The sequence below is a fragment of the Microbulbifer variabilis genome (assembly GCF_052467165.1).
In genome coordinates this window covers 3,484,174-3,503,291 of sequence record NZ_CP174301.1, presented here as the reverse complement: position 1 = coordinate 3,503,291, position 19,118 = coordinate 3,484,174, and the positions used below count along the sequence as shown (strand labels likewise).

Here is a 19,118-nt window from a genome sequence, read left to right as displayed (position 1 = left end):
AAGTTTAACCTGCCCGTCTTTGGAATGCTGTAGTCGGTGGGAAACTTGTTCATTTTGAGTCCAGATTTCATCACACCGCTGTCACCAAGGAATACGTTCGCCCTGTGATTATTTTCCGCTACCTCTGCCGTGAGCTGCTGTTTGCCACGCTGGCAGTCAGCGCTGTTTTACTTTTAATGGTGATGAGTGGCCGATTTGTTAAATACCTGGCGGAGGCTGCCGCGGGTGATATCTCGGCTAATATTCTTTTCTCCCTGATGGGGTTCCGTCTGCCGGGGTTCCTTGAACTTGTGCTGCCCCTGGGGCTTTTCGTTGGGATACTGCTCGCCTACGGTCGCTTGTACATTGAGAGTGAAATGACAGTGTTGCATGCCTGTGGTTTCAGCGAGTGGCGGCTGCTGATGTATACCCTGGCTCCAGCATTGATGGTGGCTCTGGTCGTGGCTTCCATGAGCTTGTATTTCTCTCCTGCAGGTGTGGCACGCTCTACTAACTTGCTCAATATTGAGAAAGCCCGCAACGAGTTCGACCACCTGATACCAAAGAAATTTATCTCCACCAGTGGCGGTCGTGCAGTCTATTACGCTGAGTCCCTTAGTGAGGATAAGTCCACAATGCAGGATGTTTTCCTGGCTGAGTTGGGTGCGACTGAGGAGGAGACACAGGCAAACCACCAAGTGGTGACCCGTGCGCGCGAGGGTGTGCAGCAAGTCGACCCTGAGACAGGGTTGCGTTATTTGGTGTTGCGCGATGGTTATCGTTATGCAGGGGTGCCTGGGCAGCGTGAGTACAGGCAGATGGAGTTTGACACTTATGAGGTGCTGCTCGAGGTTCCTCAATTGCGCAATCGTTGGCGTGACCAGATGGAATCAGCACCCACCTTGCAGCTATTAAAGAGTGATGACCCCAAAGAGAAGGCATTCCTCTACTGGCGCTTCAGCCTTCCAGTTTTAGTGCTAGTGGTCGCCGTGTTGGCTGTCCCTTTATCCCGAACAAACCCCCGGCAGGGGCGCTTTGCCAAGATGATCCCTGCGATCCTCCTTTACCTGATATACCTGGTAACTCTGCAGGGCGTTCGTGGTGCCATTGAGGACGGCAAGTTTGCCAACCCCTCTGTGATTTGGCTGGTGCATCCGCCGTTCCTATTGATCGGTTTGTTGTTGCTGGCTATGAGGAACTGGCGGCGCAAACCCAAGTTGCGCCCAGAAGGAGTAGGGGAGGCGACAAATGCTAAGGCTTGATCTGTATATTGGTCGAACCATAGCCCTGGCAGTGGGTGCGGTACTTCTTGTTATCCTCGGGCTGGATATTGTATTTGCCATTGTCGATCAACTGGGAGAATTCAAGGAAGGCTACGGCTTTGCGGAGGCAGTGCAGTATGTTTTGTGGAAGCTTCCCGCACGGATTTATGAGCAGTTAGGTTTTTCCGCACTGGTTGGTTGTATGGTTGGCCTGGGGACTTTAGCCGGAACCAGCGAGTTGACGGTTATGCGCGCTGCTGGAGTATCGATCGGGCGTATTGCCTGGGCTGTGATGAAGCCGATTATCCTGCTGATCCTGATTGGTTTGGCACTGGCCGAATTTGTTATTCCCAAGACAAATGTCATTGCTGAGAACAACCGTGCCCGCGCGCTCGGAGAACTGGAGGCCACCGGCCTGGAGAGTGGTCTTTGGCTGAAAGACAGCGGGGAATTTGTGCATTTCAACGCGGCCCTGCCGGATGGCGAACTATACGGAATAACCCGCTATCACTTTGACAGTGACCAGGAGCTTAACCGCGTAGAGTTTTCTGAGCGTGGGCAGTTCGAAGGGGATAAATGGCAGTTGGAAAACAGTCGTATTACCAGCTTTTCAGCGGAGAATACCCAGAGTGAACTGGTACCGACCAGTAGCTGGAATGCCGAGATTTCCCCAGAGCTTTTTGCGCTCATTGTACCGCTACCCTCAGACCTATCCCCGAGAGATCTCTGGTCCTATGGTACCTTTCTCGATCGCAAGGACGAGGATTCCAGTCGCTACTGGCTGCAGTTCTGGAAAAAGCTTTTGCAACCACTCACCATTGCCAGCCTGGTGATGGTAGCGATCTCCTTTATCTTTGGGCCTTTGCGCGAGGTAACCACGGGGTTACGGGTTTTTACCGGCATTATTGTCGGTATTGTTTTCCAGACAGTGCAGGATATGCTTGGTCCATCTTCATTGGTTTTTGGCTTCCCACCACTACTGGCCGTGGTGGTGCCCATAATTCTGTGCTTCATAGTGGGGTGGTTACTACTTAAGCGCGCCCGCTGAAGCGAATCACTTTTTCTTTTTGGGCAGCAGGCGCACCTGGGACTCAGATATCAGGTCGTGCCAGCTGGCCTTATCAGACCTGGCCCAAGCGGAAAAATAGCCGAGGCCAAGGCATGCCAATGATATTGGTGCCACTACAGCACGCAGGATACATTGACGCCATGAAAGCTGGACGCCATCGGGATTGGCTACGATGAGACGCCAGGCGCGCATACCAACAGTTTGCCCAGCTACACGCCAGGACCAAAAAAAGTATCCTGCGATGACCGCAACTGCACCCAACTGGTAAATCGGGCCGCCCACACAAGGACTGTAATCCATGGCTTCCGGCTGGCAGTTGAGACCTCCAATTGCCGATGCGACAGGTAAGGCGACGAAGCCATAGACCATCATTAGCCCCATCAGGATCAGCAAATCGTACATCAGGGCCGCAAGGCGCCGTCCAACACCGGCTATAGGTAGTTCTGGGAAGGTAGTTGGGGTATTTGAGGTACTCACGGCAATCTCCGCCAAATTCAGATGGCGGAGATTCTAACAAACCTGAAGCTATGCAAGGAAAGGCCGCTTGCCAGTACTAGAATTCGTACTCGAAGGAGACTTTGAATTTGTCGTTTGAGAGGCTAAACCCATAATCGACAGAGTTGCCAATCTTACCGCGGTTGGTGGTATAGCGCAGTAGGCTGTTCCGGGCTGTGCGTTTATTACGTTGCTTATAGGTCTCAAAACCCATTTTCAGGATTTTGACCAGGGCCTTGCCTCCGGTAGTTGGTCGGTGTTCAGAAGGGTAGGTATGCATCTTCAGCCATTGGTAGTTAAGACGCCTCTGCGTACTGTTCATGGAGTTGCTGCGGAGGAAATCTGCTGCTTGGAGAAGGTCTGCATTGCCCATAGCGAAGGCGCTATCGGAGAAGTAAAGATTGCCGGATTGTAAATTGAGGGCCTGTTGGGAGTCGGGGATAAATAAGTCATCAGCGGAGCAGAAGCAGCAGGCGGGAAGCAGGAGCAATCCCACAGTTGTTGGTAAGGTCTTTCCCTGTCTGATTCTGAAGTTGCAGAGTACCATTCGATTTACCCCAGGGTGTTACTTCTCATCGGGACGCCGTAAGCGGTCGTTAAATTTATTATGGGACACCCAAATCAAAGCGTTATCCCTTATAAAATAGGCGGCTCTTACAACTTCACTTACTGGACAGTCGGGGATTGACGGTTAATTTTCTGCAGGCCGCATTAACTGGACACTTTTCCATTTTTGTCCAAGCAGTCGCAGATGTGAGCAGCAGGACGCCAATGTTTTTTTATTATTTTTTTGATATTGCCAGATTAATGCTAATGAAAAATTGATCTTGAGTTATGGGTCAATATCCATGGGTCTACCAAGACCCAGATCGGTTAAAACCGCAGCTTGGCGTAATAATTTTCTATACTGAACTTTTAATGCCACTTTTCCACAGAGAGTAATTGTTGGCTTGTTTGCTCAGGGCACTACAAAGTGGTTGTTCGCCGGCCGCACAAGATAAGTGAGGCTGGAAGTCCGGTTGTGGGATTGAGGGGCTCCTTCAGGGAGAGCAGTATCAGGTTATTTTGGGTAAACAGATCAACCCAGCTTGATATGGTGCGGAAGTACCAGGGTGCGGCCTCTTCGAAATTCCCTTCGATCCCTTCCCAGGTGCCGGGTCTCCAGCCATCTGTGTAATCCTGCTCTCCGCAAGAAATCAAAGGATGTAATGTCTGGACCAGCAAGTGGCCTCCAGGGTTGAGTAGGCTGCCAGCTTTCTGGAAAAAAACCTCCGTTGCCGATTCACCGATCAGCGAGAAGTTACACACCACCAGGTCAAACTTTTGCCCCAAGGCTTTCGTGTCCAGATCTTCATAGCTGGTTGTCAGGAATTGTTGATAATTCCCGCTGCGATGCTGTGCCTCTGTAATGAGTTCGGCTACGGCATCTATACCGTAGACATCAATGTTTTTAGCTGCCAAGTTGCGGGCCAACCAGCCTTCGCCGCAGCCGACATCCAGGACATTTGTAGGGTTGTGCGCCAAAATAGCTTCGATAATGGCGCGGTTGGTGATTAACTCCCGACTGGGAATAGCCGCTCGATCAATAACATTCACCCACTCCCCAGCATTTTTGTGCCAGCTTTGCAGGATTTTATTATCACTGAACTCGTAATCCTTCACCTTTGATCCTTTTCGTCTATGTAATTTCTTTCTGGTTGAGTGTACCGTCATGACAAATCCAGCTGCAAAGGTGCTGAGGTCCCATGTCCACTCAAATGGTGTTTGATTATGTGATCGTAGGTGCCGGCTCCGCCGGCTGTGTATTGGCTAACCGTTTGAGTGCTGATGAGCAACATCGGGTCTGCCTGCTGGAGGCGGGCCCTCCAGATCGCAGCCCACTGATCTCCATGCCCCTGGGGATAGGTATGCTGCTTTCCGGGACCGGTTACAACCTTCATCACTTTACAGAACCCCAGGAACACCTGCACGAACGTCGCCTGTTCTGGCCTCGTGGTCGCACCCTGGGTGGCAGTAGTTCTATTAATGCGATGGTTTATATTCGCGGTAATGGTGAAGATTATGATGCCTGGGAAGCTGCCGGCAACCCGGGCTGGGGTTGGCGTAGTATGCTGCCGTATTTCCTTCTGTCTGAAGGTAATGAGCGTGGTAGCGATGCCCATCACAGTGGCTATGGTCCGCTTTCAGTTAACGATCTGAAATGGAAGACTGAGTCGGGACAGGCATTCCTGCGGGCAGCACAATCTCTCGGACACAGGTTAAATGATGATTTTAACGGCAGCCAGCAGAGTGGAGTCGGCTTTTACCAGGTAACCCAACGTCATGGGCGCCGCTGTTCTGCCGCTGCGGCTTATTTGCATCCAGTCAAGAAACGTCCCAATTTAAGGGTATTGACCCGCAGCCCGGTAGCGCGCCTCATGTTGAAGGGCGATCGGGCAGTGGGGGTGGAGTTGCTCAACGGCAAAAAGATCCTGGCAAATAAGGAGGTTTTACTCTGTGCTGGGGCGATTCAGTCTCCGCACCTACTATTGCTCTCAGGTATTGGCCCCCAGGAGGAACTGCGGAAGTTTGATATTCTGCTGCAGAATCACCTGCCTGGGGTAGGGAAGAACCTCCAGGACCATTTGGATATTTCCCAGGTAGTGAAAACCTCGGCCCCAGTCACTTTTGCAAATGACTTGTGGGCGAAACTGAAGCACGCTACGCGCGCGCCTGAGTGGTTCTTCCTGAACCGCGGGCCATTAACCAGTAATGTTGCTGAAGCTGGGGGCTTCGCCAGTTCAACCTTGGCTAATGGCTGCCCGGATATACAGTTTCACTTCACTGCAGTGCCATCTTTTGATCACGGTCTTACTAAACAGTCTGGGTATGGTTACACGATGCATGCATGTGCATTGCGCCCTAAAAGCCGTGGGGAAATCACCCTCAATACTGAGAACCCCAAGGCGCTGCCGAGTATCCAGCCAAATTACCTAAGCGAACCAGATGATATGCAGGTGATGGTGGAATCCTTCGAGATGTCTCGGGACATCATTAACCAGGAAGATTTGCTGCGCTATCAGAAACGGTTGTTGTTGCCCGATCAAAAGCTCACCAACAAGGCTTCTATCAAGCACTATATTCGTCAGCATGCCGAGACAATTTATCACCCGGTGGGAACCTGTAAGATGGGCAATGATGATCTTGCGGTGGTCGATGCTGAGCTAAAAGTGCATGGTGTAGATGGACTGAGAGTTGTGGACGCCTCCATAATGCCCACCCTGATCAGCGGCAACACCAATGCGCCGGTGATCGCTATTGCAGAAAAGGCGGCGGATCTGATCTTGCAGCGTACGCCGCCATCAATGATGAAGAATACTCAAGTTCAGGAAGTTGAATGATTTGGCAATGTCCTCTCTGTGCAAAGCCGTTGACGCTGGGAAAAGAAACCTGGCACTGCAGTAACCGGCACAGTTTTGATCGAGCACGGGAAGGTTACGTTAATTTGTTACCGGTTTATCGCAAGCGTCGTAAGGAACCGGGAGATTCAGCTGAGATGTTGCGCGCGCGGCGCCGATTTCTCAAGGCGGGTTATTACCGCCCATTAGTAGATGCAATTGCAGCGCTGTTGCCACCGAAATCAGGTCGTAAACTCTTGGATATTGGCTGTGGAGAGGGATATTACTTACGCCAACTGGAATCCGCTGGGTGGCATGGTCATGCCCTGGCTGGTGTGGATATTTCAAAGTCCGGCGTGCGTATGGCAGCTAAATCTGATAGTGGCGCCCAGTTTATTGTGGCCAGTAATGTCAACCTGCCGGTATCCTCGAATAGCGTAGATGACTTGCTACGCATTTTTGCGCCGGCCCCGGATGAAGAAATGCTGCGGGTGTTAAAAGTGGGGGGGCAGCTGTTGGATGTTTCACCTGGACCGGACCACCTCTGGACCCTAAAAGGCCAGCTATATAAAGAGCCACGTAAACACCCTGCGCCAAAATTGGTTGAGGAACTTTACCCTGAGGTGGATATGCGCTGTTGCTTTCCTTTTAAGTTGCAGGGGCACGAAGCGATTACCGATTTTCTCGCCATGACCCCCTTTGCCTGGAAAGGCTGCCGAGAGGCCCGTGCAGAATTGGAGCAACAGGACAGCCTGGTTCTGGAAGCCGACTTTATTGTGCGCCGCTTTATCAAGCGTAAGTAGGTTTTACTTAGGGTAGCGAAATGATTTCTCCCATGGCTGCAGCTCGGGTTGATAGAAGTAACTAGAAGAGATTTATGGCAACACCAAAAGACTATGCATTTATGCGCAGGGCCCTGGAATTGGCGGAACTTGCCGCAGAGAGGGGTGAGGTGCCTGTTGGAGCAGTGCTGGTTCAGGATGGCAAGATTATTGGCGAAGGCAGCAATCGTCCCATCGGGAATTGTGACCCCAGTGCCCATGCGGAAATAGTGGCGCTGCGTCGAGCTGCTGAAGGTAAACAGAACTATCGCCTGCCCAATACAACACTTTATGTAACGATAGAGCCCTGTACCATGTGCTTCGGTGCCCTGGTTCACGCTCGCGTCAACCGGCTAGTGTACGGTGCCACCGAGCCCCGGGCGGGCGTGGTGGAGAGCCAGTTAAAGTTAGGGGAGGCAGGTTTTTTCAATCATAAGATCGCCGTAGAGTCTGGAGTGATGGCGGAGGAAGCTGGAAAACTGGTGCGCGAGTTTTTTCATGGTCGACGCTGAACTGGCTTTTGCATTCCTGGTGAACAGCATCATTGTGGCAATTGTCGTGCTGATTCACCATGAGGTCCTCAACGCTCTGGTCCACTTAGGGCGCTGGTTGCCTGTCCGGCATAATTTCGCCATAGTAATTGGAGTATTTGGAGCCCTCCTGGCTCATGTAGCAGAAATCTGGCTGTTTGCTTACGGTTACTACTTTATGGTGAATTCGCCTTATTTTGGGACTTTAGTGGGCAATTTTAATGGCAGCCTGCTCGACTGTGCTTACTTCTCTTTTACCACATATACCTCTTTAGGCTTTGGGGATATCGAACCCCTGGGGCACTTGCGCTTTACTGCAGGGCTGGAAGCGCTGACAGGGTTGGTTATGATCACATGGACGGCTTCATTTATGTTCCTGAAAATGCAAAGGGTCTGGGATATTTAAACTGATTACAACTTCATTCTCGCAGTGCGACCAGGCCTCTGTTTCGGTTTTTGTGCAGGATAGAAGGCCTGGTAATGCCGCAGTAAATAAATATGTCTCTCGACACTGCGCCACAATTTGCCAAATGGATGTACCCAGTAGAGCCAGCGCGCAACTTTTGCTCGTTCCACATTCGACTTTACGATGCTTGAGGCGTGCGCTGTTTCCCAAAGCAAATGAGGCTCTACACCATACAGTTTCAGATCAAACTGCCAGAAGTGATCAAAGACTTTATCAATCGGCTCGAAAATACGATTGGCATGGCCCAGGATCTTTTCCATACCCTTACGGTTAAGCAAATACCCTTGGGCACCGCACCAGCCGCGTTCAGGGCGAACCAGCTTGTGAATGCCGTCATTCAGTGTCTTGATAATCTTGCGTTTGCGTACTTTAAGCCCCATCAGCCGGATCATTTCAATTTCTTCCGGTAGGCGCTCAAGCTCGGCCAGTATTTTGCCAAAATCCGGCTCCAACTGTACATCATCTTCCAGGATGCAAACCCGGTTGAGACCGGCTTGGTAGGCGAGACGGATAGCGCGCAAGTGGGCTAAGTAGCAGCCAACTTCAGAGTTTTTAAGTGCGCATAGGTGGCGCCAACGGGTTGTACGATTGCAAAGGACTTCATCACCTTCAAACCTGGGAAGGGCAGAGCGTCCATCGACACCGCTGACTAAAGCGGTTCGCAGTCTTTGGGACTTGAGGGTTTCCAGAAGGTTATAGACGGTTCCTCCCTCTGGGTGGAGGCTGATAATCCAGCAGGGAGTTTGGGCTATAAAAAGAGGGATCTTCTGCGGTTTGCGCTGCAGCCTGGGGCGAAGACTAAGCGGAAGGCGCCGTTTTAGGCGGTGTTGGGGGAATAGAGGTTGCCGTAAGCGGACGGGCTTGGTCACAACTACAGTAGGGCTCCCAATTTCGGCGTACACATAGACTCCCAACCCCCAGAGGGAGAAAAGTGACCGTAACTAGAAAGCTTCTGCATAACGTTAACCTCAGTCACTGCAAGCAAACTGGTAGTGTTGGCAAAGCCTTACTTCCATTTAGGCGATCAAGTGGAGAATGGTTTTCTCAATGGATATTAGTGATCGACTAAAAAGTCAGAGTATTACATGCACCGTTACAGCTGGATGGTGCTAGGCCTAAAATAAGTTGCCTTCTAGTCTGAGTGGGTGATTGATTTTCCTCAAAGTGCAAGGGAGGCTTTGGAATGAAAAAAGAGCAACAAAAGTGCTAAAGGGAATATGCAAACCCATTTGATATTGGCCAAAAACTATTGGCAATAATTGTTTGATACCACATAAGAATTTTATAGGTACTACGGAAATTTATATGAAGTCAGATTTAATTAAGATGGCGCTGATCCTTGGGCTATTGAGCTGCGTTGGCCCAGTCGCTATCGATATGTATTTGCCGGCATTGCCGGATATTGCAGCAAGTTTTGGTGCCCCTATTGAGGCAGCACAGTACACCCTGATGTCTTATTTCATTGCTTTTGGAGTTTGCCAGCTTATTTATGGGCCGGCTTCGGATATGTTTGGGCGCAAGCCCCCCCTGTACTTCGGGCTACTTCTTTTTACCCTTGCATCAGTTGGCTGCGCTGTGGCCCCGACCATTGAATCGCTAATAGCTTTGCGCTTTTTGCAGGGAGTAGGTGCTGCTTCAGTAATGTCTATTCCGCGAGCGGTTATACGTGATCATTATACCGGTGCTCGTGCGACCCGCTTGATGACTACAGTAATGCTGGTAATTTCTATCTCCCCGATGCTGGCGCCGCTGATTGGCAGTATCTTAATAGTACCCTTTGGCTGGCGCAGTGTTTTTATCCTGATTGCCCTGTTAACCCTCGCCAGTCTACTTTTGGCTGTAAGCAGTTTACCGGAGACGCTTGAGCGAAAGCATCGTGTTCCATTCCAGTTCAGTGCCATGTTGGGGGCTTTTTCTACACTTTTACGCGATCCGGTTTACATGGGATTGACTTGCATAGGTGGCTTGGGCATTGCCAGTTTCTTTTCCTTTCTTGCCACGGCTTCTTTTTTGTATACAGGGTTTTACGGTCTTACTCCGACAGAGTTCAGCCTGGCGTTTGCTTTAAATGCCCTTGGTTTTTTTGTTTCAAGTCAATTTGCTGCAAATCTTGGAATGCGTTTTGGTTCAGTAGCAGTGGTGAAGTGGGCCACTGCCGGTTTTGCCATAAGTTCTCTTGTGATGTGCGCTGTGACTTTTGCCGGTTTTGATGAGTTTGTTTTATTAGTGGCAATGCTACTGGCGACCAACGTGTTTCTCGGCCTGGTAATCCCCACTTCAATGGTGCTTTCCCTTGAGGAGCATGGGCCTATTGCAGGCACCGCTGCAGCGTTGGGCGGAGCCCTGCAAATGTTACTGGGTGCATTGTCGATTGTGTTAACCAGTCTGGTATTTGATGGAACTCCCCAGCCTCTGACTGCCGCCATCGCAACTTGTGGTGTGGCCGCATTGGTAATATCTCGGTTGACCCTACGCGGTATTGCGCATCTGGCGGTACCCTCAAGCTGAGGAGCTCATTAATCCGATAGGTTTTTTAGTGGCTCAATGGAGTTATGTAACAATGGAAAATGTATTGGTTTACTCTGACAGTGTTTCCTGGGGCGTCATCCCTGATACCAGGAAGCGTATGGCTTTTCACTTGCGTTGGCCTGGAGTACTTGAGCGAAGCTTGAATGAAAAAGGCTGTGACGTGCGGGTGATAGAAAACTGCCTGAATGGTCGTAAAACAGTGTGGGATGATCCGTTCCGGGAGGGGCGGAAGGGGGTTGGTGGCCTGGCGCAAGTGATAGAAATGCACTCACCACTTAAGTGTGTTCTGTTGATGTTGGGAACCAATGATTTCCAGGATACTCATGATAATAAAGCCTGGATGGCCGCTCAGGGGGTGGCAAAGTTGGTGTCAGTAATCAGACAAGCACCCATTGAGCCCGGCATGTCGATTCCTAAAATATTGATTATTGCTCCATTGGCTATCAATAACCCCAAAGGTATTATCGGCCATAAATTTGCGGGGGCTGAGCAGCGCTGTAAGGACTTTCCAGCAGAACTGGAAAAAGTATCCCGGGAGCTAGGCACCCACTACCTGGATGCCAACACTTTAGTCAAGGTTAGTGATATTGATGGTATTCATCTCGATGAAGACCAGCACTCCATTCTTGGCCAGGAAGTTGCTGATTACCTGCGGAAAATAAAAGTCTTAAGTTGGCCCTAGAGGTATACTTCCCAAATAGAAAAGGGCACCGGGAAATCTCTGGTGCCCTTTTCTAACCCAAGCTTTTAAGATGTACAGTATCAGGTGTAGGCACCGCTACTATAGATCAGCTCGTAGCTATGGCTGTAGAGTTCCAGGATGTTTCCGAAGGGGTCTTCCATATAAATCATGCGATAGGGTTTCTCTCCCGGGTAGTAATACCTGGGCTTGGGCATGCGCTTTTTACCACCGGCGGCGACTATCCTTTCAGCCAGCTCTTCAAGGTTTGGGTCCTGCACGCAAAAATGGAATATACCAGTCTTCCAGTATTCAAAATTATCTTTTGGGTTTTCCTGGTTAGGAAACTGGAATAGTTCTACTCCGATACGGTCACCGGTTGACAGGTGGGCAATGCGAAAGCTACCCCATTTGGCCCCAAAGACATCGGTGCACATCTCTCCAATAGCGCTATGATCTTCATTGATTTCCGTTGGCGGCATAATCAGATACCACCCCATGACCTCTGTGTAAAACTTAACAGCCGCCTCGAGGTCTGGCACCGATATGCCGATGTGAGAAAAATTTCTCGGATAAACATTCTTCATTGGTGGTTCTCCAAAAGTTACGTCCGTTTCTAAGTTACTGTGGATAATCCATTACGTATAATTATGATTTGTGATTATTTTGAGTAATTTTTGTAATGATAAATCCTGTGTGGCTGCGCAGTTTCTGTGCATTGGTAGAATTGGGCAGCTTTACCAGAACGGCGCAGCACCTGCACATGACCCAGTCTGGCGTCAGTCAGCACTTGCGTCGGTTAGAGGACTTTCTAGGGCTATCTCTGATCCAGAGGAATGGAAAGCAATTCACCCTTACACAGGCGGGTGAAAAGTTATATATCGAAGCCCAAGATATCGTCGATTCTCTCTCTACACTGGGTCAACGTCTCAGTGAAGATCCGGCTTATGAAGGGCAAGTGAGAATCCAGTCTCCCGGTAGTGTCGGGCTAAAGCTATACCCCAAATTACTGAATTTGCAGAAGACATACCCGAAACTCACCATAGACTATCGCTTCGCCCCTAATAGTGGCGTAGAAGAATCCATACTTGGATACAAGGCGGATATCGGGTTTATGACCACCCCCTCGACGCTGACGGAAATAGCAAGCCAGCCCGTGGGGAGGGAGGAGCTACTTTTGGTGACCCCTGCGTCAGTTAAGAGGTTGAGTTGGCACTCATTGGTACAGCTCGGATACATCGGCCACCCAGATGGCGCCCATCAGGCGGGCTTGTTGCTGGGCGCCAATTATCCCGACTTTCAACATGTGGATATGTTTGCTCTTAAGGGATTTTCGAACCAAATTAGCTTGATTCTAGAACCTGTCAGTATGGGCTTGGGTTTTACTGTACTGCCTGCCCATGCAGTAAATGCCTTTAAGAATTTCGGGCAGATTAAACCCCATCGCTTGGAGCACTCTATTAGTGAGACTTTGTTTCTGGTTACCCGCCGCCACAAAGTGATGCCGGCGCGGATAGAAACTGTGATCGCGCTAACCAAGGAATGGCTTTAATCAATTGGAACGCCTCGGGTATTGTATGTTGCGTTTTATCTCATATTTGTTTTTCGGAATGCTTGCCTTGAGTGCGAAAGCTGAGTTAATACCCAATTCACCTATCCAGCAGGAAAAAGACGAGATATTGATGTTGCTCACCTACTCGGTTGCTTACTTGGATTGGGTGGATCCAAAAGAAAAGCAAAAGCGAGGGTACAATATTGCAGCGGTCCTGTATGACAACAAGCAGGACAAAATTTTAGGAGTGCAGCGCAATGCGGTTGGCTTGTGTCGAGATAAAACCCAACATGCTGAAGTGCGAGTAATGCAGCAGTGTATTGGTAGTAAGTGCAGGGGTAAAGAGACTGATTACCTGGCTGATACTACGATTTATAGCACTCTGGAGCCCTGTATGATGTGTGGAGGTATGATGATTTTTCTTGAAGTTTCCAGAGTTGTTTATGGTCAGTCAGATCCGAATTTTGGGAAAAATATAGAAAGACTAAAGCAGGATTTTAAATCCAACTGTAAATATAAAATTGAGTCGAAGCAGCATGTGGAAAATATTTGTAAGATAGATATTCCCGCAACCTATAGAGCCAGGAATATTTCTTCTGGGCCATCTACTTTGCTACAGAGAGCACAGCTTGAAGGGGCATTTTTCAGTTATCGTTTGTTATTTGGTAGTGTAATGACAGATTTTCTGATGAGTGCAGAAGCGAAGAATATTTATCGCACTGCCCACCAGCGTTTGGTGGAGTTCAAACCTAAATATCAAGCAAATAATATTGTGCTGTCTGAGAGTCAAAAACAGTTGAAGCAATTAAAAAATACTCAGGGAGATATTGATCGATGTATAGTGGGGGAGCTGCGCTAACACTATATAATTTCATCTGAAAAATATTGGAGTGTTTACTCCAGAACAATCAGCTAAACTGTTAAGGGAGCGAGTGATATAAGCCATAGCTATATACTCGCTAATAGTATTTGAACTCACTGTAATATTAACGGCCAGATCTTTAGAGTTTAAATAAGCTCACCTTGGTGGAAAACATATTGATTTACTTATTGCCTGGCTTGTTTGAGCATTGACTTATTTGATCAAGTATTTCTCCAGCGTTTATAGGATTCTTCATATGCAACAACCGTTGAGAATCCCAATGCTTTTGCAATTTGCATTTTATCCATGGATTGGATATCCAGTGAATTCAACTTCTCCCTCCGAGCTAAATCCAGTATACGCCTGAAAGAAGTATTTTGTGCATTTAGACGAATCTGCAAGGAGCGCTTATTAACTTGTAGTATATCTGCCAAAAAATCCAGACTGGCCGCACCCTCAGGTAAGTAATCTTTGATAATATCTTTGCATCGATTAGGTAGAGACTCATCTGATTTCATCTTCTGGAGCTGTTTTTTGGCAGCCAGTTTATTGAAGTCAAGGGAGGGTTTCCCTGGACTGCATAATTGTTTATCAAGTATAGAGTTGTCAAAACTGATGCAGTTTTTGTGATGTCCAAATTCAATGGGAACATTAATCAATGATGCTGCATTGTTCATCAATTCGGAATTATGATGAGTGAAGTGGATGACCGGGTGGCAGCTTTCATAATCGACAACAATATCTGAAATTAGTTTGAAGATGATTCCAATATTCAATTCGACTTGTTGTGTGGTGAATGGTGAAAAGCTGGGAATTAAAATATCAAAGCTGGAGCGCTCAGCCCCCTCACTGAATAATCCCTGATAGCCTTGCGTGCCAAGTTGCTGGAATTGCGTGCCAAGGCTAACAAGATGGCGAACGGTAGGGCAAGCCATTAAGACATGCGCAAATGCCTGAATGCTGGAAATTGATACATCTAGACCGGTACGAAACGCTATGGTGTTATCACTGAAGTAGTTGGATACTTCTTGAAGTGCTTGCCCGGTCAACCTTACTGGTACGCGATGTTGTAGATTCTGTAACTTAGAGTAATGATCATCATATATATTCTTTAACTTATCTCTTGGAAACCCCAAGTTTTGCCAGTATTGCACGTGACGATAAGTGGATGTTGCCAACCCTGTTGGCTCAGAAGCATAAAGTTCCTGGATGTTGGTAGTCATACTGAATTTTTGTACTGCTAATAATCTATTGAACCAGTCATTAAATGATAAATAGATTGTTTTGTGAGTTTCTTAAGCCAATGTATAAAGTAATGCTATTGTAGTATGAATTTAACACTCAAAGTGTGAAATTGAACCATTTTTTTGACCAGCAATTTGGATTTAACAAGACAAGGTTCTTTCTCGGCTTACGAGTGATAACCTTTTGCTGTACTGGTGGGAATGTTCCCAGTTTCAGTGATTATTAGGGAACAATTGATATCTCAATTTGTCTCATCAGCGGAGATGTAACTAACAGAGTGTATTCTTATATTTCCGAAGCATGGGAATAGCTTCTCTATTAGAATATCACTCAAAAGCTTTTAATGATATCCGAAACTCTGAATTATCGATAATATAAGTCTATAGCTAAGTTGTATCTGTTTGAGTTAGTCCTGATGTAAGTGATATCTCAATAACAAAATTAAATTTTCTTATATTAATCTGGTAAGTAAGTATATTCTGAATATCTAAGTGGAAGATTATAGCTTTCGAATATTTATCTGGGGTGCTTTCTGTGTAATAGAGATAACCTAACGGCCTAATAATATTTTTTATCTTTTTTTACTATTTTGGCTTATCGAAACTAGTGGAGTCGTTAGTTCTATTCAGGGTTTTTTGTCGAATTTTTAATCTCTTTAGGGTTTCAGTAAGGGTAATCCGAATATTATTAAAATAGAGGCAGTTCAAAATTTCCTTATCAGAAAACACGAAAAAAATTACTCTTTTTCGTCAATCTATAAGCTGTGGAACTAGTCCTGACTGCATGTGACTGAATTCACGGTCGGTATGTATCTGCGCGATTTAGTATCTGGCCAGTGCTGCATGTTGTAGCCGATTTCTATATGGCCATTTAATTCTGTAATTAGCAAATAATTGTTTGCTTTTAAAGTAGAGAATAGTAGAAATGAATAACAGTAGCTTGCCTCTGGCACTTCTGATTACCGCTGCATTAGCTGGTTGTGGTGGCGGTTCGTCATCTGGTGAATCCGACGATGAGACCACGCCCCCTTCGGCAAATTCTGATATACCGAACCCAGGAAACGGATTAGTAATATCGTCTTTCACCTTGGTCAATTCACAGGGCAACTCGGATATTGTTTCACTAACCGATGGTACAGACATATATCTAAGTCAGGTTGGAAGTCAATTAAATATTAGAGCAAATAGTGATCAGGCAGAGAGTGTGGTATTTGAGTTAACAGGGGCTCAGACACACAATATGATTGAAAACGCCTCACCATATGCTCTATTTGGTGATGATCAGGGTGATTTTAATCATTGGACCCCCGTAGTCGGAACTTACACCCTTACCGCTACACCTTACTCCCAGGATGATGGGGTAGGTTCTGCCGGAACCAGTGCCTCAATTACATTTACTGTAAAACAGAACGATGGAACCGACCCGACAGATCCGGACCCAGATCCGACGGATCCTCCGGGGCCTGTCGACCCGGATGATATCGGCCATAGTGAACATTGTACTGTTTCCGGTACGCTGGAAAAGTGGCACCGAATAACGATTACTTGTGATGATTTGTATGCATCAGAAAATAATGATGCTACGTTTACCGATTATCGATATAACGTGACATTCACACAAGGTGACTTGTCCTACACAGTGCCTGGTCATTTCGCTGCTGATGGTAATTCGGCCAATACGGGTGCTACTGAAGGAACAAAATGGCGTGCCTACTTTTCACCGCCAACTTCAGGTAAATGGTTCTTCGATGTATCTATGAGACAAGGGAGCCAAGTTGCAGTTGATCTAGATACAAATGCAGGCAATGCTGTTTCATTTGATGGTGAAAATGGTTATTTCCCTGTATTGCAATCCACAGCACCTGAGCTTGATATGAGGAGTAAGGGGTTACTTATACATAAAAAAGGAACCCGCTACTTACAGCATTTGGGGGATAAGTCAGTATATATAGAAGGTGGGATGGATAGCCCAGAAAACATTTTTGGTTATTCAGACTTTGATAATACAGAAAAACACTACAACGTAAATTCCTGCAAAGGTATATTACACAATTTTGAGCCCCACCTTGATGATTGGAATAATGGAGATCCCACCTGGAAAGACAGTAAAGGAAAAAGCCTTATTGGTTTAGTTAACTATATAGCTGAAAAAAATGTCAATGCAATTTACATTATGGCAAACACCGAAAGTGGTGATGGTTGTGATGCCCACCCTTGGGCAGTATATGATGGTAACCATCGGGCGTTTGATGTCAGTAAATTAGACCAGTGGGAGGTCGTAATGGATCACATGACCAGTAAAGGTATGTTGATTCACTTTATGACACAGGAAACAGAGAATAATAAAATTCTGAATAACGGTGACTTAGGGCTTGAACGCAAACTATATTATCGGGAGATGATTTCCCGTTTTGGTCATCACCCTGCACTGCAATGGAATATGGGTGAGGAGACTACTCTTAGTCAAGAGCAACACAAGGCAATCGCTCAATACTTAAAAGACGTGGATCCCTACGATCATCCCACTTTACTCCATACTTATGGTGGTCAATGGGATCAGCACTATCGACCATTGTTGGGAAATAGTAATTTTGATGGACCGAGCATTCAGATTGGTAATATTCCTAGTGATGCAAACCATCGTAACGCGCCATATCAGATGAGCAGAAAATGGCTGGCTGAGTCCCAAACTAATAACCATCTTTGGTATGTTACCTTCACTGAAGCTTCCGGCGGGCAAGCGCCTGTACCTTATTCTGAGGTTACCCAAGTTCAGAGGGTCAATTGGATGTGGGGCAGTGTGATGGGAGGCGGAGCAGGATTTGAATGGTACTTAAAGAACCCTGGGGCTGGCCACGCGTATGACCTAGCAGTAGAGAACCTGAGAGAGTTTGATAACCATTGGGAGCAAACTGGCCACTTTGTTAAATTTTTCAACGATATTCTGCAAAACCAACTTGAAGTTAATTTACACAGTTTAAATGTGGATAATGAAGTAACTTCAACCAATAACGATTGGGTACTTTCAGATAGCGGTAATGCCTATTTAATTTACTTGCGCGAAGGTGGTACGACCAATATTGAGATTTCAAATGAGGATACCTATAAGGTTTACTGGTTCAATCCAAGAAGCGGCCAGTTGACTCTGGGTAATCAACTTGACGGAATGGGTACTCATAGTATTGGCACTGCCCCAACAGAAGCTAATCAGGACTGGGCAGTAGTAATCAAAGCGGAAGGTATAAACAGTAATGTTCACCCGGATATTGTAAAAGTTATACCAATTAACCCTGATGATGTTTTACTCGAACCTCAAACTAGTTGGATGGATAGCTACTCTATTGGTGATCAATGTTTTTGTGAGTCAAATTTTGACCACAATGTTGCCGATATTATGGTCTCGACAGACCATGGAACAATGACGGTTAAAGAAGCTTGTGACCTAATTGGCCCGGGTCCAGGATCGGCTGGCCGTCCCAAGTACAATGATATTCAGTGTGGTAACGGCCCGGCAAATGATGCTGGTGATGAAAACTACTGTCCTGGCCGTGTGGATATAGGTAAAGAAGGATGTGGTCATATCGGTCCGATTTGGAATTTTGACAAGTTAAATCCAGATCAACCTAAAGGTGACTACACAGAACAAAATGGTCTGGTAATTATGGAGGCTGAAAATACTGATTCAAATCTAGATGAGTGGGTAAAGAAAAATAATATTGGCGGTCATACAGGCAATGGATATCTTGAATTTAATGGCAATACACCACTAAATGGCCCACCTAAATCACCCCTAGAATATACTTTCAATATTACAAGGAGTGGCCTGTATTATTTGCATCTGCACGCTGCAAAAGAAAACTTAGTGTATGAGGGTGAATTTCGTACAGATCTGGCAAATGATGCTTACTTTCGACTTGAAGGAAATTATGAGGCGGGACCTAATGCCGGTAATAGTCATGGTAAAGATGCCCCTCTGGAACTATTGAAAAAAGATACAAAGTTCTTTGGTGGAGAACACAATAAATTTGTCTGGGAATCTGGCAATCATTTAGATCCTGGTGGTCATAACAATAAACGTGTTGCCGTTTATAAGCTAAACGCAGGCGAAACGTATAAACTGGTGATGTCAGGCCGCTCGCAGAAATTTAAGGTAGATAGAATAGTTTTTCGGCATATTGATGTACCTGAATCTGATGCAGAGAATATAAATAATCCAGAAACCGTTGAGTAGTAACTGTTGCAGTGAGAGCCAT

Annotated in this window: 17 protein-coding genes; 11 read left to right on the top strand and 6 right to left on the bottom strand. The window is 46.9% G+C overall.

Annotated features, from left to right (window positions below):
* Nucleotides 1–104 precede the first annotated feature (104 nt).
* Both lptF and lptG read left to right on the top strand, forming a co-directional pair.
* The gene (gene lptF / locus ACJJIP_RS15640) at nucleotides 105–1,241 is read left to right on the top strand and encodes an LPS export ABC transporter permease LptF (protein ID WP_020412235.1); all 1,137 of its coding nucleotides are present in this window, start codon (nucleotides 105–107) and stop codon (nucleotides 1,239–1,241) included.
* Nucleotides 1,228–2,289, top strand: a complete 1,062-nt coding sequence (gene lptG, locus ACJJIP_RS15635; protein WP_444945535.1) for an LPS export ABC transporter permease LptG — start codon at nucleotides 1,228–1,230, stop codon at nucleotides 2,287–2,289. The genes lptF and lptG overlap by 14 nt, the downstream gene beginning before the upstream one ends.
* A 6-nt stretch (nucleotides 2,290–2,295) precedes the next feature.
* Here lptG and ACJJIP_RS15630 read toward each other — a convergent pair whose 3' ends face one another.
* The 3 genes from ACJJIP_RS15630 to ACJJIP_RS15620 form a co-directional block, all read right to left on the bottom strand.
* Nucleotides 2,296–2,787 (bottom strand): RDD family protein, encoded by a 492-nt coding sequence (locus ACJJIP_RS15630; RefSeq protein ID WP_020412237.1) that lies wholly within the window; start codon nucleotides 2,785–2,787, stop codon nucleotides 2,296–2,298.
* Between the two features lie 76 nt (nucleotides 2,788–2,863).
* Nucleotides 2,864–3,352 carry a hypothetical protein gene (locus ACJJIP_RS15625; protein ID WP_444945534.1) on the bottom strand — a complete coding sequence of 163 codons (489 nt, stop codon included), beginning with the start codon at nucleotides 3,350–3,352 and terminating at the stop codon, nucleotides 2,864–2,866.
* Between the two features lie 419 nt (nucleotides 3,353–3,771).
* Nucleotides 3,772–4,467 (bottom strand): class I SAM-dependent methyltransferase, encoded by a 696-nt coding sequence (locus tag ACJJIP_RS15620; RefSeq protein ID WP_444945533.1) that lies wholly within the window; start codon nucleotides 4,465–4,467, stop codon nucleotides 3,772–3,774.
* A gap of 83 nt (nucleotides 4,468–4,550) precedes the next feature.
* Here ACJJIP_RS15620 and ACJJIP_RS15615 point away from each other — a divergent pair, with 83 nt between their 5' ends.
* The 4 genes from ACJJIP_RS15615 to ACJJIP_RS15600 all read left to right on the top strand — a co-directional run bounded on the left by ACJJIP_RS15615 (nucleotide 4,551) and on the right by ACJJIP_RS15600 (nucleotide 7,939).
* Nucleotides 4,551–6,185, top strand: coding sequence for a GMC family oxidoreductase (locus tag ACJJIP_RS15615; protein WP_444902072.1), 1,635 nt, complete (start codon nucleotides 4,551–4,553; stop codon nucleotides 6,183–6,185).
* Nucleotides 6,182–6,985 (top strand): putative RNA methyltransferase, encoded by an 804-nt coding sequence (locus ACJJIP_RS15610; protein ID WP_020412241.1) that lies wholly within the window; start codon nucleotides 6,182–6,184, stop codon nucleotides 6,983–6,985. The genes ACJJIP_RS15615 and ACJJIP_RS15610 overlap by 4 nt, the downstream gene beginning before the upstream one ends.
* A 74-nt stretch (nucleotides 6,986–7,059) precedes the next feature.
* Complete coding sequence (tadA, locus tag ACJJIP_RS15605; protein WP_020412242.1) at nucleotides 7,060–7,515, top strand: tRNA adenosine(34) deaminase TadA; 456 nt, start codon at nucleotides 7,060–7,062, stop codon at nucleotides 7,513–7,515.
* Nucleotides 7,502–7,939, top strand: coding sequence for an ion channel (locus tag ACJJIP_RS15600; protein WP_020412243.1), 438 nt, complete (start codon nucleotides 7,502–7,504; stop codon nucleotides 7,937–7,939). The genes tadA and ACJJIP_RS15600 overlap by 14 nt, the downstream gene beginning before the upstream one ends.
* A 5-nt stretch (nucleotides 7,940–7,944) precedes the next feature.
* On the opposite strand, the gene ACJJIP_RS15595 is transcribed toward ACJJIP_RS15600, so the two are convergent.
* A complete protein-coding gene (locus ACJJIP_RS15595; RefSeq protein ID WP_444945532.1) occupies nucleotides 7,945–8,901 on the bottom strand; it encodes a glycosyltransferase family 25 protein in 957 nt (318 codons plus the stop codon).
* A gap of 403 nt (nucleotides 8,902–9,304) precedes the next feature.
* Between ACJJIP_RS15595 and ACJJIP_RS15590 the strand changes: the two genes are divergently transcribed.
* Nucleotides 9,305–10,507, top strand: a complete 1,203-nt coding sequence (locus ACJJIP_RS15590) for a multidrug effflux MFS transporter (RefSeq protein WP_444945531.1) — start codon at nucleotides 9,305–9,307, stop codon at nucleotides 10,505–10,507.
* Between the two features lie 52 nt (nucleotides 10,508–10,559).
* On the top strand, nucleotides 10,560–11,210 hold the full coding sequence (locus ACJJIP_RS15585; protein ID WP_444945530.1) for an SGNH/GDSL hydrolase family protein: 651 nt from the start codon (nucleotides 10,560–10,562) through the stop codon (nucleotides 11,208–11,210).
* 80 nt (nucleotides 11,211–11,290) lie between these two features.
* Here the strand turns inward: ACJJIP_RS15585 and ACJJIP_RS15580 are convergent, their stop codons facing one another.
* On the bottom strand, nucleotides 11,291–11,794 hold the full coding sequence (locus ACJJIP_RS15580; RefSeq protein ID WP_020412247.1) for a lactoylglutathione lyase family protein: 504 nt from the start codon (nucleotides 11,792–11,794) through the stop codon (nucleotides 11,291–11,293).
* 95 nt (nucleotides 11,795–11,889) lie between these two features.
* Here ACJJIP_RS15580 and ACJJIP_RS15575 point away from each other — a divergent pair, with 95 nt between their 5' ends.
* Together ACJJIP_RS15575 and ACJJIP_RS15570 are read left to right on the top strand one after the other, a co-directional pair.
* A complete protein-coding gene (locus tag ACJJIP_RS15575; RefSeq protein WP_020412248.1) occupies nucleotides 11,890–12,759 on the top strand; it encodes a LysR family transcriptional regulator in 870 nt (289 codons plus the stop codon).
* A 67-nt stretch (nucleotides 12,760–12,826) separates the two neighbouring features.
* On the top strand, nucleotides 12,827–13,618 hold the full coding sequence (locus tag ACJJIP_RS15570) for a nucleoside deaminase (protein WP_444945529.1): 792 nt from the start codon (nucleotides 12,827–12,829) through the stop codon (nucleotides 13,616–13,618).
* A 224-nt stretch (nucleotides 13,619–13,842) separates the two neighbouring features.
* On the opposite strand, the gene ACJJIP_RS15565 is transcribed toward ACJJIP_RS15570, so the two are convergent.
* Nucleotides 13,843–14,844, bottom strand: coding sequence for an AraC family transcriptional regulator ligand-binding domain-containing protein (locus ACJJIP_RS15565; protein ID WP_020412250.1), 1,002 nt, complete (start codon nucleotides 14,842–14,844; stop codon nucleotides 13,843–13,845).
* 946 nt (nucleotides 14,845–15,790) lie between these two features.
* Between ACJJIP_RS15565 and ACJJIP_RS15560 the strand changes: the two genes are divergently transcribed.
* Nucleotides 15,791–19,096, top strand: a complete 3,306-nt coding sequence (locus tag ACJJIP_RS15560) for a DUF5060 domain-containing protein (protein ID WP_444945528.1) — start codon at nucleotides 15,791–15,793, stop codon at nucleotides 19,094–19,096.
* The last annotated feature ends 22 nt before the right edge of the window (nucleotides 19,097–19,118 follow it).

Bases quoted from the DNA above. Each gene is read 5' to 3' on its own strand.
- ACJJIP_RS15590 (WP_444945531.1), top strand. From the start codon at position 9,305: ATGAAGTCAGATTTAATTAAGATGGCGCTGATCCTTGGGCTATTGAGC.
- ACJJIP_RS15560 (WP_444945528.1), top strand. From the start codon at position 15,791: ATGAATAACAGTAGCTTGCCTCTGGCACTTCTGATTACCGCTGCATTA.
- tadA (WP_020412242.1), top strand. From the start codon at position 7,060: ATGGCAACACCAAAAGACTATGCATTTATGCGCAGGGCCCTGGAATTG.
- ACJJIP_RS15565 (WP_020412250.1), bottom strand. From the start codon at position 14,844: ATGACTACCAACATCCAGGAACTTTATGCTTCTGAGCCAACAGGGTTG.
- ACJJIP_RS15600 (WP_020412243.1), top strand. From the start codon at position 7,502: ATGGTCGACGCTGAACTGGCTTTTGCATTCCTGGTGAACAGCATCATT.
- ACJJIP_RS15610 (WP_020412241.1), top strand. From the start codon at position 6,182: ATGATTTGGCAATGTCCTCTCTGTGCAAAGCCGTTGACGCTGGGAAAA.
- ACJJIP_RS15580 (WP_020412247.1), bottom strand. From the start codon at position 11,794: ATGAAGAATGTTTATCCGAGAAATTTTTCTCACATCGGCATATCGGTG.
- ACJJIP_RS15615 (WP_444902072.1), top strand. From the start codon at position 4,551: ATGTCCACTCAAATGGTGTTTGATTATGTGATCGTAGGTGCCGGCTCC.
- lptG (WP_444945535.1), top strand. From the start codon at position 1,228: ATGCTAAGGCTTGATCTGTATATTGGTCGAACCATAGCCCTGGCAGTG.
- ACJJIP_RS15585 (WP_444945530.1), top strand. From the start codon at position 10,560: ATGGAAAATGTATTGGTTTACTCTGACAGTGTTTCCTGGGGCGTCATC.
- ACJJIP_RS15625 (WP_444945534.1), bottom strand. From the start codon at position 3,352: ATGGTACTCTGCAACTTCAGAATCAGACAGGGAAAGACCTTACCAACA.
- ACJJIP_RS15575 (WP_020412248.1), top strand. From the start codon at position 11,890: ATGATAAATCCTGTGTGGCTGCGCAGTTTCTGTGCATTGGTAGAATTG.